A 14,547-nucleotide genomic window follows, 5' to 3' on the forward strand; every position below is an offset into this window, starting at 1 on the left:
CGTTCGGGGTGCTCAGGCGAAGTAGTGGCCCTCCTTGAGGTCATCGGTCAGTGCGGGGTGGGTTGGCTGCCATCGGAGCAGGTCGCGGGTGATCTGCGCGGAGGCGGGGCCGTCGAGTCCCCAGAAGTGGCCGAGCCAGCCGACGTACTCTCCGGCCTGCTCGGGGGTGACGGAGACCGCCGGAACGTTGAGGTGCGTGGCGAAGGCCTCGGCGACCTCACGGATCGGCACGCCCTCGTCGCCGACCGCGTGCAGTACCGATCCGGCCGGCGCTGACTCCAGCGCGAGGCGGAACAGGCGCGCGGCGTCGTCGCGGTGGACCGCCGGCCAGCGGTTGGCGCCGTCGCCGACGTAGGCCGCCGCGCCTTTCTGGCGGGCGAAGCCGATCGCGGCCGGGATGAATCCGTTGTCGCCGTCGCCGTGCGTGGCCGGCGGGAGCCGTACGACTGAGGAGCGGACGCCTCGGCCGGCGAGCGCGAGCGTGTAGCGGGCGTTGTCCAGCCGCCCCTGGGCGCCGGCGAGCGGGACCTCGCGTTCCCCCGTGTCGGCCAGCCCGTCACGCTCGGTGGCGACGGCTCCGGGCGGGAGCCCGAGCACGCCGAGGATGCCGGAGGCGATGACGAGCGGCCTGCCGGTACCGGCGAGGGCTTCGCCGAGAGTCTCGATCGCGGCGCGGTCGGCGTCGGTGGCCGCGGCGTAGTCGCCCGAGAAAGCGATGTCGTGCTTGAACGCGAGGTGGATGACGCCATCGGACGCGGCGGCGGCCTCGTGCAGGGTGCCTAGGTCGTCGAGCGATCCCGGCCGGGCCTCGGCCCCCGCGGACCGCAGAGCCCGGGCCGCCGCATCGGAGCGGGCGAGCCCAGTGACCTTGTGGCCGGCGGCGGTCAGCTCAGGGACGAGCCCGCGGCCGACCCAGCCCGACGCTCCGGTGACGAAAACGCGCAAGGGAACCTCCAGGACAATGGCGGCCGCCGGGCAGGTGCGCGGCGAGCGGCCCTTGAAATCAGCTGCTATTTCTAGCACGATCGTGCTAGAAATTATTGTTAGTACAGTCGTACTGGGAATGTCAACTGGGACCTGGAGGCAGCGATGGCAGGACGACCCGTTGACCATCAGCGACGGGCCGACCTGCTCGACGCGGTGGTCGACTACACGGTCGAGCACGGTTTCTCGGACCTGTCGTGGCGGCCGGTCGCCGCCGCCCTCGGGGTCTCAGCCACCACGCTGGTGCATCACTTCGGCGCCAAGGAGCAGATGCTCGAGGCCATCCTCGGGCGGCTGCGGGAGCGCATCTTCGAAGCCACCGGCGACGCACTGGGCGGGCAGCCCCACCTGGCGACGGCGGCGCGGACAGTCTGGACACAGACCTCCAGCCCGCAACGGGAGCCGGAGTTCCGGCTGTTCTTCGCGGTCTACGGACGCGCTCTCCAGGCACCGCAGCAGTTCACGGACTTCCTGGAGCATGTCGTGGCCGACTGGATGAGAGCCCTGACCGACGCGCAGGGACCAGACACCGACCCGGCGACGGCGGCGCGCACGGCCACCCTGGTGATCGCGACGATCCGCGGGCTGCTGCTGGATCTGCTCGCCACCGGCGACCGGGACCGGGTCCAGGACGCGGCCGAGAGCTTCCTCGCCACCCTCGAACACCCGGCGCGGCCGGCCGGGGACGCGGCGCCACGCTGAGCTGGTGAACTCGGCGGCCCTGCCCTGAGGGAACGTCCTCCGCTCAGAGGCCAGGGAAGCCCTCGTCGGGGAACTCGGTGGCGCTGGTGGCGGGGAGGGTGATCTGGTCGGTGGTGGAGAGGCCCTCGGTTACCTCGATGTAGAGGTCGCTGCGTACGCCGGTTTTGATGGTTTTCTCGCCGGAGGGGGTGGTTACCGTGGTGGCTCCGGTGGGAGAGGTGTGCAGGGCGCGGGCGGGGATGTAGAGGGCGTTCTCGGATTCGGCGGTGGTCACCAGGACGGTGGCCGACTGGCCGAGGAGGAGGCCCTTGGGCTGGTCCCTGAAGGTGATGGTCACGCCGTATCTGACCAGCTGGCCGCTGGTGGTGGCGGTGGGGTCGATGTGGGCGACCGTGCCTTCGTAGTTGTCGGTGGCGTTGAGGGTGATCGTGGCTGTCTGGCCTAGCTTCAGGTAGCCGATGTCGGATTGCGGGAACATGGCCTGGACCTGGAGGTTGTCGAGGTCGCCGAGGGTGATGAAGGTGCCGCCGGTGTAGTTGGTGTCCAGGGTTCCGGCGATGGAGAGCACGGTTCCGTCGGCGGGGGCCTTGATCGTTACTCCGCGCAGGGCTTCCTTGGCGTCGGCCAGGTCGGTGGTGGCCTGGCTGACCGCCGCTTCGGCCTCGGCTTCGGTCATCGCCCGCGATCCCTGGCCGCCGCCGCCCTGCTGGGCCGCGCTGCCCTGCCTTGCCTGTACGCCCTGAGCGCCTTGGGAACCCTGGGAACCCTGCCCGGTCGGTTGCTGGTTGCCCTGGCCGCCCTGATTCGTGCAGGTGGGGGTGGGGCTGGAGCTTGGGCGAGGGGACGGGGTGGCCTTGGGTTCCGGCTCCTTGGAGCCGTTGGGGTCGAGGGTCACGCTGACATCGCGTTCCGAGCCGCCGGTGGACGGCTTGCCGTTGTCCGGTGGCCGGGTCGAGCTCGCGCGGGCCGCCTGCGCACCGCCGCCGTCGAGGGCCGGTTCCACCGGGGAAGAGCCCTCATCGGAGGATCCCTGCGGCGCCTGGCTGGGCTTGCTCGTGGGGGCGGGGCTGGCCGAGGGCTTGCCCGTGCCAGAGGACGGGCAACCGGCACCTGTCCCGGAACCGCCCGTCCCGGAACCACCCGTGCCAGAACCGCCAGTGCCAGAACCGCCAGTGCCAGAACCGCCAGTGCCAGAACCGCCAGTGCCAGAACCACCAGTGGCACCCCCCGACCCGGACCCGGACCCGGAGCCGGAGCCGGAGCCGGATGTGGTGGTTGATGTGGAGCCCACGTTGTCCAGGGATTCTTCGGCGGCGGCGAGGGCCGCCTTGGCAGCGGTGTAGTTCTCGCGGGCGATGGTGTCGTCGATCCGAGCGAGAATCTCCCCCTTGCTGACCTTGTCACCCACCGAGACGTAGATCTTCTCGACCGCCCCCTGCGAGGAGAAGGTCAGGTCGTGCATCCCGTTGTCGACCGTGTTCCCGGCCGCCGACACCGAGGCGGTGACCGTGCCCTGGCTGACCGAGACCAGCTCCACACGGGGCGCGGCGGCGGAGTCGTCTCCGCTGAGGTAGATCGCGCCGGCGCTCACCAGGATGACCGCCCCGAGGGCGAGGGCTCCCCTGCGGACAAGGGAGGACGGGCTGCTCGACATCATGGCGGACATCCTGGCCACCGTGCGTCATGGCCCGCTTAACCCAGCCTGAGAGTTGGCTGTGCGTGTTGTCAGCAAATATTCAGGGACAGCGGAGCTGGGTTCAAGCGGGGCCAGGCAGGGTCAACCCTCGTGAAGCTGTCGACGAAGCGCAGAGCGCTGATCGTGAACCTCTCCCTGGGGGTGCTGCTGCTCGGCGGCGTCGGGGCCGCGTACGCCTCTCTGGGGGGTGGCGGCTCCGGCGACCAGGTGACGCCGCAGACCGTGGCGGTGAGCCGGGGGAACGTGGTCGCCTCGGTGTCGGCCTCGGGCGCGGTGGAGAGCTCGCGGACCCGGGCGCTCACCTTCGCGACCACCGGCACCGTCGAGTCGATCAAGGTGGAGCCGGGCGACCAGGTGAAGAAGGGCCAGGTCCTGGCGCGGCTGGACGACACGGCCGCCCGCGAGTCCCTGGAGGCCGCCAAGGCCAGCCTGGACGCCGCCGAGGACGCCGACACCTCCACCGCCTCCGGATACGCCCAGTATGTCAACGCCCGCAACTCCTACCGCGCCGCCAAGCGCGCGCTCGCCGGAACCGTGATCAAGGCCCCGTACGCGGGCACGATCACCGCCGTCAACGGCACCGTGGGCGCCTCCTCCGCCGGCGGCGGGAGCAGCGGCAACAGCGGGAGCGGCGGGAACACCGGTAGCTCCGGTAGCACCGGCAGCGGTTCGAGCGGCTTCGTGGAGATCGCCGACACCGGCAGACTCCGCATCGTCGGCCAGTTCACCGAATCCGACGCGATCCGCCTCAAGGTCGACCAGTCCGCCACCGTCACCTTCGACGCCCTCACCGGCGTCACCGCCACCGGCAAGGTCACCGTGATCGACCCGCAGGCGCAGACCAGCAACAACGTGGTCCAGTACGCGGCCACGATCACCCTCTCCGACGTCCCCGACACGGTACGGCTCGGCCAGACGGCCAGCGTCCGGGTCGAGGTGGCCACGGCGGAGGACGTGCTCACCGTGCCGAGCACCGTGATCACCACCGCCGGCGGCCAGAGCACGGTGACCCTGTGGGCGAACGGCCAGCAGGTGCGCACCAGGGTCGAGGTCGGCGTGAAGGGCGACACCGCCACCGAGATCGTCTCGGGGGTCAAGGAGGGCGACCAGGTCGTCCGTACCCAGACCGGAACCACCAACGGCGGCGGTCTCCAGATCCCTGGCGGCTTCGGCGGCTTCGGCGGAGGCGGCGGCGCGGTCCGGATCGGCAGCGGCGGCCAGGGCGGCGGAGGTGGTCCGCGATGACCCCGCTCGTACTGGATCTCCAGGACATCCGGAAGGTCTACGGCGAGGGGGAGACGGCGGTGCACGCCCTGCGCGGCGTCTCGCTGGCCGTCGAACCCGGCGACTACGTCGCGATCATGGGCGCCTCCGGCTCCGGCAAGTCCACCCTGATGAACATCATCGGCTGCCTGGACGTGCCCAGCTCGGGCAGCTACCGGCTGGACGGCACCGACGTCGGCGTGCTCGACGACGTCCGGCTGGCGATCGTACGGAACCGCAAGATCGGCTTCGTGTTCCAGTCGTTCAACCTCATCCCGCGGATGTCCGCCCTGATGAACGTGGAGCTCCCGCTGGCGTACGGCGGGATCAAGGCGGCGGAGCGGCGGCGGCGCGCGCTGGCGGCACTGGAACGGGTCGGCCTGGCCGACCGGGTGCACCACCAGCCGAACGAGCTCTCCGGCGGCCAGCAGCAGCGGGTGGCCATCGCCCGTTCGCTGGTGAACGCGCCGACGCTGCTACTCGCCGACGAGCCCACCGGCGCCCTGGACTCCACCTCCACCCGGGACGTGCTGGCCATCTTCGACCAGCTCAGCCTGACCGGCCGGACCATCGTCGTGATCACCCACGAATCTGACGTGGCCGCGCACGCCAAGCGGGTCGTCCGCCTGATGGACGGCCAGATCGTCGAGGACGTCCGGCGCTCCGACGTGGCCGGGCCGCCGCCCCGGCTGGAAGAGGTGGCCGGGTGAACGCCTTCGAGGTGCTCCGATTCGCCGCGCGCGGCCTGGCCGCCAACAAGATGCGCAGCGCGCTCACCACACTCGGCATCCTGATCGGCGTCGCCGCGGTGATTCTGCTGGTCGCGGTGGGCGAAGGCGCCTCCCGGGAGATCCAGTCCAACATCCAGCGGCTGGGCGCCAACTCGCTCACCGTCTCCTCCACCACCGCCGGCGGCGGGGGTGGCGGCGGTGGGTTCGCCCGGCTGCTCGGCGGGGGTGGCGGCGGGCCGCAGCAGGGTTCCGGGCCGCGTACCCAGGCCAAGGACCTGACCGTGGACGACGCCCGCGCACTGGCCGACAAGTCGGCGACGCCCTCCGTGAAGAGCGTCTCCCCGATCGTGAACGCCAACAACCAGACGACCACGTACGAGGGCGCCAGCCACTCCATACAGCAGCTGGTGGGCACCTACCCGAGCTACTTCGAGGCGTCCAACAAACCGGTCGTCAAGGGCACGTACTTCTACAACGACGACGTGCTGGCCGCCCGGAAGGTGATCGTGATCGGGCAGACCGTGGCCGAGAACCTGTTCGGCGACCTCGACCCGATCGGCAAGCAGATCAACGTCTCCGGGGTGCCGTTCACCGTGGTGGGCGTGCTGAAGGAGTCCGGTTCGACCGGGTTCCAGGACGGCGACGACGTGGCCATAGCGCCGCTCCCGGCCGTGCAGCAGAGCCTGACCGGGTTCGGGCCGCTCGGCCAGATCCTGGTCCAGGCCACCGGCGCCGACACCGTGGACGCCGCCCAGTCGGAGATCACCGCCGTGCTCGACCAGCGGCACGGCATCACCGGTACGGCCACCGCCGACTACCGCATCCTCAACCAGGCCACCCTGCAGGAGACGGTGAGCGCCGCCACCGGCGTCTTCACCATGCTGCTGGCCGCGGTGGCCGGGATCAGCCTGCTGGTCGGCGGCATCGGGATCACCAACATCATGCTGGTCACGGTCACCGAGCGGACCAGGGAGATCGGCATCCGCAAGGCCATCGGTGCGCCCAAGGGCGCCATCCTGGGCCAGTTCCTGGCGGAGGCGACCATGCTCAGCCTGGTCGGCGGGCTGCTCGGGGTGCTGGTGGCGGTGATCGGCGCCCAGTTCACCATCGCCGGGGTCTCGCCCGTGGTGGTGCCGAGTTCGGTGGCGCTGGCGCTGGGGGTGTCGGTGGCGATCGGGCTCTTCTTCGGTAGCTATCCGGCCAACCGGGCGGCCAAGTTGCGGCCCATCGAAGCGCTCCGGTTCGAGTGAGGGTGATCCAACGATGAAAGGAGCGTCCAGTGAAAGGAGCGAGGGTGAGCAGGCGTAAGCCGTACCTGGACGAGCCGCTGGAGGTTTCGCCGTACGGCGAGGATCTCGATCGCGAGCTGACCGCGCGGCCCGCGCGGGCGAAACTGCCGAAGCTCACCCTGGCGCTGGGCGCCGGGGTGGTGCTGGTGGCCGGGGTGCTGCTCGGCATCCAGGCCCAGAAGACCTGGGGAGCCCAGAACACCGACCGGCAGGCGCTGATCGGGGCGATGCTCGGCGGTCAGGGCGGGCAGCGCGGTATCCCGTCCGCCGGCCCCGGCGGTGGCGGCGCGGGTCTGCGGCAGGGCGGCTTCGGCAACATGACCGTCGGCACCGTGAAGCTGGTGGACGGCGACAAGATCTACGTCGAGTCCGCCAACGGCGGAACCACGATCGTCACCACCACCGGCGACACCAAGGTGCAGCTGTCCAAGGAGGGCAAGGTCAAGGACCTCAAGCCCGGCAGCACGGTGATCGTTCAGGGCGACCGGGACGAGTCGGGCAACGTGGCCGCCACCGTGGTCAGTGAGGGTGGCGTGCCTGGAATGGGCGTACGGCAGTGAGGTCTGGGCAGGCGGAGGCCCGGCTCCTGGTCGTCGACGACGAACCGAACATCCGGGAGCTGCTCTCGGCCAGCCTGCGCTACGCGGGGTTCGAGGTGATGGTCGCCGTCGACGGCCGCGAAGCGGTCGTCATGGCGGAACGGGTCCGGCCGGACCTCATGGTGCTGGACGTTATGCTGCCCGACATGGACGGTTTCGCGGTGGCCGCCCGGCTGCGCTCGTCCGGGCGGCGGGTCCCCGTCCTGTTCCTGACCGCGCGGGACACCACCGAGGACAAGCTGGAAGGGCTGGCGGTCGGCGACGACTACGTGACCAAGCCGTTCAGCCTGGAGGAGGTACTGGCCCGGATCCGGGCGGTGCTCCGCCGCACCTCGACCGAGCCCGGCCCCCCGGCCCGCCTCCAGGTCGCCGACCTGGAGCTGGACGAGGACGCCCACCAGGTCTGGCGGCACGGCCGCTCGGTACGGCTCTCGCCCACCGAGTTCAAACTCCTGCACTATTTCATGGTCAACCAGGGCCGGGTGCTCTCCAAGGCGCAGATCCTCGACCATGTCTGGCGCTACGACTTCGGGGGTGACCGCAACGTGGTCGAATCCTACGTCTCGTACCTGCGCCGCAAGATCGACAATCATGACCCCAAACTGATCCACACCCTGCGCGGGGTCGGGTACGTGCTGCGCGCCCCACGGACCTGAGAAACGACCGGACATGAAGAAACGGCTGGCCAGGACGCCGCTCTGGCTCCGCCTGGTGGTCGGCACGCTGGCCATGGTCACCCTGGCCATCGCGCTGACCGGAGGGTTCGCGGTGCAACTCCTCCGCGGATACCTGACCGAGCGGATCGACGAGCAGCTGATCATGGCCAGCCGGCCGCTGCGGGACATGGTCGAGATGCCCGAGGGCGGGATCCGGGTCCGGGAGGCCGTGCCGCGGCCGCAGCGCATGTTCGGGCTCTTCCACGTCGCCATCGTGGACGCCGAGGGGAACACGGTCCGGGTCGTCGCCGAGTCCCCCGGGGAGGAGAAACCCGCCATTCCCCGGCTGAACCGGGCCGAGGTGCTGGAGCGGAACGCACAGCCGTTCACGGTGGCCTCCCAGGACGGGGTAGGCCCGTCCTGGCGGGTGGTGGTGGTGCCAGGACGGGACGAGCACAGCCGCCTGGTCGCGGTCAGCATGGGGGACGTCGAACGTACCGTGACCCGGCTCACCGCCATCGTGGCCGGGGTGGGCGGGGCCGTGCTGGTGGCGCTCGGGCTGGCCTGCTACTGGCTGGTACGGCGCAGCCTGCGCCCGCTCGGCGAGGTCGAACGCACGGCGGGGGCCATCGCAGGAGGCGATCTGTCACAACGGGTGCCGATGCGCCACCCACGGACCGAGATGGGCAGGCTGGGACGGGCCGTCAACGGCATGCTCGCCCAGATCGAGGCCGCCTTCCAGGATCGGGAGGCGTCCGAGGCGGCGGCCACCCGGTCCGCCTTCGAGGCGAAACGCTCCGAGGAGCGGATGCGGCGGTTCGTCGCGGACGCCTCGCACGAGTTGCGCACGCCGCTCACGTCCATCCGCGGGTTCGCCGAGCTCTACCGCCAGGAGCACGGGCACCGGCCGGAGGACGAGCTGGCCGGGCTGGTCAGGCGCATCGAGGACGAGGGCGCCCGGATGGGCCTGCTCGTCGACGACCTTCTCCTGCTGGCCCGCCTCGACCAGCAGCGCCCCTTCGAACGCGAACCCGTGGACGTGCTGAGCCTGGCCGCGGGCGCCGTCCTGGACGCCCGCCTGCTCGCCCCCGACCGCGAGATCGAACTCCACCGCCTCGACGACTCCGACGACCCCGTCACCGTCGACGGCGACGAGACCCGCCTCCGCCAGGTACTGGGCAACCTGGTCGGCAACGCGCTCCGCCACACCCCCGAAGGCACCCCCTTCCGGGTCGGCGTCGGCCTCCTCCCCGGCCCCGTCGCCGGCCCCGTCGCCGTCATCGAGGTGGCCGACGAGGGCCCCGGCCTCCCCGCCCCCGACCGCGTCTTCGAACGCTTCTACCGGGGCGACCCCTCCCGCACCCGCAACTCCGGCGGCACCGGCCTCGGCCTGTCCATCGCCGCCGCCCTGGTCCACGCCCACAACGGCACGATCACCGCCGAGAACACCACTCCCGGCGCCCTGTTCCGCATCCGGCTCCCCGCTCGCGAAGAGCCGTGATCAGCTGGTGCGCATGACGTACCCGACGCCGCGCAGGGTGTGGATCAGGCGGGGAGAGGTGCGGTTGTCGAGTTTGCGGCGCAGCACGGAAACGTAGGACTCGACGATGCCGGCGTCGCCGCGGAAGTCGTAGTCCCAGACGTGGTCGAGGATCTGGGCCTTGGACAGCACGCGACCGGCGTTGCTCATGAAGTAGCGGAGGAGCTTGAACTCCGTCGGGGAGAGGGAGACCGCGGTGCCGGCCCGCCAGACCTCGTGGGATTCCTCGTCGAGTTCGATGTCGGCGAAGGAGAGGCGGGGCGGGGCCGCGAGCGGGTCGCCGGAGGTGCGGCGGAGGACGGCGCGGATGCGGGCGACGACCTCCTCCAGGCTGAAGGGCTTGGTGACGTAGTCGTCGCCGCCCAGGGTGAGGCCGCGGATCTTGTCCTCGGTGGCGTCCCTGGCGGTGAGGAAGACCACGGGGGTGTACGTGCCGCCGCCGCGCAGCCGCCGTACCACGTCGAAGCCATCCATGTCGGGCAGCATCACGTCGAGCACGATCAGATCCGGGCGGTGCCGCCGCACGGCGGCCACCGCGGCGCCGCCGCTGGCGGCGGTCCGTACGTCGAAACCGGCGAAACGCAGGCTGGCCCCCAGCAGTTCCAGGATGTTGGGCTCGTCTTCGACGATCAGCAGCCGGGCTTCCGGCGAGCAGGTAGCGGATTCAGACACCATGGCATCTTCTTGAGGCGACATGAACGTTTGCTGGGCACCCTAGGGATTCCGCCTTAAAGGGACCGTCAAAGGATAGAACCGACGATGTGCCTGGCGATCGCCAGACTGGACGTCGCCGCCGGTGAGGGGGCGTTGCGGACCAGGGTGATCGGGCCGTGCCGGTCGATGGCGAAATCGTCCACCAGGGCGCCGTCCCTGGCCACCGCCTGGGCCCGCACCCCGCCCTCGGTCCTGGCCAGGTCCTCCTTGGTCAGGGACGGCACGTACTGGCGGGCGGCGGCCAGGAAGGAGCGTTTGGCCAGCGAGCCGTAGACCTCGCGCAGGCCGGTACGCCAGTGCTGGACGGCCATCCGCCGGGTGCCCGGCCAGGCGGCGATGCCGCGCAGGTCCCGCAGCGAGACCTTGGACCAGGAGTAGCCCTCCAGGGCCAGCGCCATCACCGCGTTCGGCCCGACCAGCACCTCCCCGTCGATGCGCCGGGTCAGGTGCACCCCGAGGAACGGGTAACGCGGGTCGGGCACCGGGTAGATCAGCCCGCGGACCAGGCCCTTGGCCGCGCCGGTGAGGCGCAGGTACTCGCCGCGGAAGGGCACGATGCGCACCTGGCCCGGCTGCCCGGCCATCGCCGCCACCCGGTCGGTCCCGAGGCCCGCGCACGCCACCAGCCGGTCGAAGGCGAACCGGGAGCGCCCGGCCAGCACCTCCACCCCGGAGGCGGTCTCCCTGATCGCCCGGACCGGCCTGCCGAGCCGTACGTCGAGGGAGGCGGCCAGGCTGCGGGCCACGGCGGGGAAGTCGGCGATGGCGGTGTGCGGGGAGTGCACGGCGCCGACGCCGACCGCGTGCGGTTCGATCTCGCGCAGGCCGAGGCCGTCCAGCACGGCGATGCCGGGCACCCCGTTCTCGACCGCGCGCCCGGCGATGCGGTGCATCCCGGCCAGTTCGGCCCGGGTGGAGGCGATGACGAGCTTGCCGACCTCCTCGTACGGGAGGCGGTGCTCGGCGCAGTACTCGCGGAGCAGGGCGACGCCGTCCCGGCACAGGCGGGCCTTCAGCGAGCCCGGCTGGTAGTAGATCCCGGCGTGCACGACCCCGCTGTTGTGGCCGGTCTGGTGCGCGCCGACCCGGTCCTCCTTGTCGAGCACGGTCACCTCGGCGCCCCTGGCCGTCAGCTCCCGCGCGACCGCCAGGCCCAGGATGCCCGCTCCGACAACGCCGATCCTCATGCCAGCCGCCCTATCCCTCGCGCTTCACGGTCTTCGTCGCCTCTTCGGTGTTCTTGCCACCATTGTGACCGTGATCCCGCTGCCACCGCAGTCCGGGCATCGGCCTCGAACTTGTGTTCGTTATAGTGGGAAGCGTGTACGTGCCTCCGGGATGGCCGTCCGAGGTGCGCCCGCCGGGCAGCCCGGACTGGGAGAGCTCAGCCGTGGCGTGGCTGCTGGACGCCGTGCCGCCCGACTACCGCGCCTACGGCGTGCTGCGGCGGCACCCGCTGGCCCTGGCCCGGATGGCCCACCACCACGTGCGCGCCGAGGTGGAGGCCGCCCGGGCCGGTTACCGGGGCGCCGCCGTCGATCTGAAGGACCAGCTGCCGCCGCACGTGGTGGAGGCCGTGCTGGAGGTCTACCGGCGCGAGGGCCCCCGGCTGGTCAGCCTGGCCGAGTCCATCGCGCTGGTGGAGCGGGCGCTGCGCGGCGAGCAGTTCACCGAGCGGATGTGAATCACCGCAGGCCCTTGATCGTTGAGGTGAGGCGGCGGAGGTCGCGGAGCCTGGCCTCGTAGGTGGCGCCGACCACCAGCAGGAGCAGGCCGCCGAAGGCCATCGGCACCCAGCGGGGCACGCTCACCATCAGCTCGGAGACGTAGGGCGCCAGCTCGTGCACGGCCACCGCGGCCAGGGTGAAGCCGCCGAGCAGGGCCGGGGCCTGGAGCCGCCAGCGGGCGCCGGCCAGCAGGATCACCAGCGCGGCCAGGCCGAGGCCGAGCGGCCGGAGCCAGCCAGCGCCGCCCGAGGGGTACACGTTGCCGTAGAGCGCGAACACGCTGGGGATCAGGGAGAACGACAGGCCACTGCCGTAGGCCACCCAGGAGGACCCTTCCCTGGCCCGGAACCAGCCGAATGCCAGCAGCACCGCCGAGACCGGGACCGTGTACGCCTCGACCACGGTCACGTTCTCGGCCGAGAGGCGTACCCAGGAGGCGAGCAGCAGGAGCGCGGTGCCCGCGTAGGCGGCCTTGCGGCGGTCGGTGCGCAGGGCGGTGCCCACGGCGATCACACCCGCCACCGCGAGCGCGACGCTGAGCATGCGCGCGTCGGCGGACAGGCCGATCCCGGTGACCGCCAGGCCGTACCCGGCGATCTCCACCCCGAGCCCGCGCCTGGGCATGCGCCAGGCGAGGGCCGCCGCCACGGCCGCCGTCGCGAGCAGGACGAAAGTGACATATCGCGCATCCAGGTCGGCGGCGAGCCAGGCCGCGACCGCCTCGCCCCCGGCGAGCGCGGTCGCCACCCCGGCCGCCCACACCGGTACTTCAGGCGTGGTGGCCCGCCACGCCACCACGGCGGCGGTGACCGCCAGCACCCCGGTCGCGGCCAGCGTCGCCGGTTCCGAGACCAGCGCCCACGCGGCGACCTCCGCGATCGCCGCCACCGCCAGCAGCCCGAGAACGCGCTCCCGCAGCCCGCCGGCGAAGATCGCTCCGATGCCCAGAGCCACCGGAACCGCCACCAGCACCGCGACACCCGCCCCGAACGGCAGGTTCCAGGTGACCGGCACGACCGCCACCAGCACCGCCGCCACCGCGGCCCCGGCCAGCAGCAGGGGATCCCGCTGCCGCCGCACCCGGTAGGCCAGCCCGGCCAGCGCCAGCGCCACCGCCGCGAGCACCACCAGCACCGGCGGCTTGGGCGAGACCAGCACGCTTCCCAGCAGGTCCCGGAACCCCCTGCCCCCTGCCCCACCCCAGACGACGGCGCCCTGGTCGAAGGGCCCGGTCAGGGCCACCGCGACCGGCACCGCCACCGGCGCGGCCACCAGGAGCCCGAAGATCCCGGCGGTCACGGCCGCCACCTGGCAGATGCGCTCAAGCACCCCCGCGGACGCCCCTTCAACAGCCAGACGCTTGCGCCGCATCTCCAGGGCCACGGCGGCGACCAGGAAGGCCGCGAGGGGAGTCGGAACGATCCACCACTCCTCGGAGATCGCCATGCGGACCGGGTAGGCCACAGCCGCCGCGAGCGTGATCGCGGCTCCGGCCGCCGCCGGGGTCGTCCACCTGGTCCTGATCGCCAGGTAGAGGGCGAGGGCGGTCGCGGCCACGAGCAGCACGCTCAGCGTGAAGGAGTCGGGGAAGCCGAGACTCTGCACGGCGCTGGTGAGCACGCCGAACGCCGCGCCCAGCGTCCAGGTGACGGCGAAGCAGGCGGTCGCGGTGGCGCGCCTGCCCCACGTCCAGATGACGGCGTCGAGGGCGGCGGTGGCGACCAGCGCGGCGGTCACCCAGAGGGCGGTCGTGTCCAGCGCGAGCACCAGCAGCGGGAACTGGGCGAGCACGATCGCCATCGGCACCGGCGACTTCAGGCGGGTGACATGGCCATAAATCGCGAAAATTACGCTTACGACGGCGATCAGGCCGGCGGTGTAGTGCTGCGAGTCGATGCGGTCGAGCCCCGCCAGCCCGAACTCGTACGCCGCGTATCCGTCCAGGAAGAGCAGCGCCAGCCCCAGGATGGCGACGGTCTCCGCGGTGGCGGTCAGCTTCCGCCCCGCCAGGTACGGCGGCACCGCCAGCGTCACCCCGGTGAACCCGAGCAGCACGGCCGCCCGGCCCTCGATGCCCAGCTGCCCCCAGCTGACCACGGTGAACACGATCGCCGCCACGACCAGTAGCAACCCGCCGAGCGACAGCAGCAGATTCTGCACGGCCCTGCCCGACATATCCGGACCGCGCCCGGAACCCCCAGGCACAGAACCCACAGGCCCGGAACCGGTGGGCCCGGAGCCCAAAGGCCCGGGACCCGCCGGAGCCTGCTGCCATGGCCCGGCCGCGACCCCTGCCGGAACCTCCCCCTTGGCCGCCCCCGCAGCCACCCCTGTAGCCGCCCCCTCGGCCGCGCGGTCCCTGGCGGATCGGAGGGTCGTGAGCAGCACGTCGCGGCGGGCGAGCAGGTGCCCTTCCTGGGCCCGCAGGGCGTTCAGCGCGGTGTCGAGCTGCCAGAGTTCGGTCGCGGCCGGGCCGGTCAGGGGCAGGCCGCAGGAGGGGCAGGCTGCCCGAGGACCCGGAAGCGGCGCGCCGCAGTCCGGACAGGGCAGAGGGCCAGCAGAGTTCATGTGTGAACAATGCCGCTCAAACCACCGCAAGCACCATGCGCAGATGTACTCAGTTACTCATGAGTAGTGCTCTTGAGC

At 71.7% G+C, this 14,547-nt stretch carries 13 protein-coding genes; 8 read left to right on the forward strand and 5 right to left on the reverse strand.

Annotation, left to right across the window (positions count from 1 at the left end; translation table 11 throughout):
• Positions 1–12: 12 nt before the first annotated feature.
• Positions 13–945 carry an SDR family oxidoreductase gene (locus tag KIP79_RS40075; protein WP_214110253.1) on the reverse strand — a complete coding sequence of 311 codons (933 nt, stop codon included), beginning with the start codon at positions 943–945 and terminating at the stop codon, positions 13–15.
• Positions 946–1,089: 144 nt separating this feature from the next.
• Here KIP79_RS40075 and KIP79_RS40080 point away from each other — a divergent pair, with 144 nt between their 5' ends.
• A complete protein-coding gene (locus KIP79_RS40080; protein WP_214110254.1) occupies positions 1,090–1,686 on the forward strand; it encodes a TetR/AcrR family transcriptional regulator in 597 nt (198 codons plus the stop codon).
• Between the two features lie 43 nt (positions 1,687–1,729).
• On the opposite strand, the gene KIP79_RS40085 is transcribed toward KIP79_RS40080, so the two are convergent.
• Positions 1,730–3,352 carry an efflux RND transporter periplasmic adaptor subunit gene (locus KIP79_RS40085; RefSeq protein ID WP_214110255.1) on the reverse strand — a complete coding sequence of 541 codons (1,623 nt, stop codon included), beginning with the start codon at positions 3,350–3,352 and terminating at the stop codon, positions 1,730–1,732.
• A 120-nt stretch (positions 3,353–3,472) separates the two neighbouring features.
• Between KIP79_RS40085 and KIP79_RS40090 the strand changes: the two genes are divergently transcribed.
• From KIP79_RS40090 to KIP79_RS40115, 6 genes are read left to right on the forward strand one after another with little or no spacing between them, the layout of a single operon-like run.
• Positions 3,473–4,627: an efflux RND transporter periplasmic adaptor subunit gene (locus KIP79_RS40090; protein WP_214110256.1), complete on the forward strand. Its 1,155-nt coding sequence runs from the start codon at positions 3,473–3,475 to the stop codon at positions 4,625–4,627.
• Complete coding sequence (locus KIP79_RS40095; protein WP_214110257.1) at positions 4,624–5,355, forward strand: ABC transporter ATP-binding protein; 732 nt, start codon at positions 4,624–4,626, stop codon at positions 5,353–5,355. The genes KIP79_RS40090 and KIP79_RS40095 overlap by 4 nt, the downstream gene beginning before the upstream one ends.
• Positions 5,352–6,626: an ABC transporter permease gene (locus KIP79_RS40100; RefSeq protein WP_214110258.1), complete on the forward strand. Its 1,275-nt coding sequence runs from the start codon at positions 5,352–5,354 to the stop codon at positions 6,624–6,626. Before KIP79_RS40095 ends, KIP79_RS40100 begins: the two co-directional genes overlap by 4 nt.
• A 44-nt stretch (positions 6,627–6,670) precedes the next feature.
• Positions 6,671–7,225 carry a hypothetical protein gene (locus KIP79_RS40105; protein WP_214110259.1) on the forward strand — a complete coding sequence of 185 codons (555 nt, stop codon included), beginning with the start codon at positions 6,671–6,673 and terminating at the stop codon, positions 7,223–7,225.
• On the forward strand, positions 7,222–7,920 hold the full coding sequence (locus KIP79_RS40110; RefSeq protein ID WP_214110260.1) for a response regulator transcription factor: 699 nt from the start codon (positions 7,222–7,224) through the stop codon (positions 7,918–7,920). The genes KIP79_RS40105 and KIP79_RS40110 overlap by 4 nt, the downstream gene beginning before the upstream one ends.
• Positions 7,921–7,933: 13 nt before the next feature.
• On the forward strand, positions 7,934–9,421 hold the full coding sequence (locus KIP79_RS40115) for a sensor histidine kinase (RefSeq protein ID WP_214110261.1): 1,488 nt from the start codon (positions 7,934–7,936) through the stop codon (positions 9,419–9,421).
• On the opposite strand, the gene KIP79_RS40120 is transcribed toward KIP79_RS40115, so the two are convergent.
• Together KIP79_RS40120 and lhgD are read right to left on the reverse strand one after the other, a co-directional pair.
• Positions 9,422–10,135, reverse strand: coding sequence for a response regulator transcription factor (locus KIP79_RS40120; protein ID WP_250214622.1), 714 nt, complete (start codon positions 10,133–10,135; stop codon positions 9,422–9,424).
• Between the two features lie 65 nt (positions 10,136–10,200).
• Positions 10,201–11,361 (reverse strand): L-2-hydroxyglutarate dehydrogenase, encoded by a 1,161-nt coding sequence (lhgD, locus tag KIP79_RS40125; RefSeq protein WP_214110263.1) that lies wholly within the window; start codon positions 11,359–11,361, stop codon positions 10,201–10,203.
• 134 nt (positions 11,362–11,495) lie between these two features.
• On the opposite strand from lhgD, the gene KIP79_RS40130 reads away from it, so the two are divergent.
• Positions 11,496–11,858, forward strand: coding sequence for a hypothetical protein (locus KIP79_RS40130; RefSeq protein WP_214110264.1), 363 nt, complete (start codon positions 11,496–11,498; stop codon positions 11,856–11,858).
• Between the two features lies 1 nt (position 11,859).
• Here KIP79_RS40130 and KIP79_RS40135 read toward each other — a convergent pair whose 3' ends face one another.
• Entirely contained in the window at positions 11,860–14,469 is a 2,610-nt protein-coding gene (locus tag KIP79_RS40135) for an SCO7613 C-terminal domain-containing membrane protein (RefSeq protein ID WP_214110265.1), read from the reverse strand.
• Positions 14,470–14,547: the final 78 nt, after the last annotated feature.

Origin of the sequence: Acrocarpospora catenulata (genome assembly GCF_018476525.1) — a bacterium.
Lineage (GTDB): Bacteria > Actinomycetota > Actinomycetes > Streptosporangiales > Streptosporangiaceae > Acrocarpospora > Acrocarpospora catenulata.

What these genes read in the sequence shown, in the direction of transcription:
- KIP79_RS40115 (WP_214110261.1), top strand. Translation starts at nt 7,934, where the DNA reads ATGAAGAAACGGCTGGCCAGGACGCCGCTCTGGCTCCGCCTGGTGGTC.
- KIP79_RS40095 (WP_214110257.1), top strand. Translation starts at nt 4,624, where the DNA reads ATGACCCCGCTCGTACTGGATCTCCAGGACATCCGGAAGGTCTACGGC.
- KIP79_RS40085 (WP_214110255.1), bottom strand. Translation starts at nt 3,352, where the DNA reads ATGTCCGCCATGATGTCGAGCAGCCCGTCCTCCCTTGTCCGCAGGGGA.
- lhgD (WP_214110263.1), bottom strand. Translation starts at nt 11,361, where the DNA reads ATGAGGATCGGCGTTGTCGGAGCGGGCATCCTGGGCCTGGCGGTCGCG.
- KIP79_RS40135 (WP_214110265.1), bottom strand. Translation starts at nt 14,469, where the DNA reads ATGAACTCTGCTGGCCCTCTGCCCTGTCCGGACTGCGGCGCGCCGCTT.
- KIP79_RS40080 (WP_214110254.1), top strand. Translation starts at nt 1,090, where the DNA reads ATGGCAGGACGACCCGTTGACCATCAGCGACGGGCCGACCTGCTCGAC.
- KIP79_RS40120 (WP_250214622.1), bottom strand. Translation starts at nt 10,135, where the DNA reads ATGGTGTCTGAATCCGCTACCTGCTCGCCGGAAGCCCGGCTGCTGATC.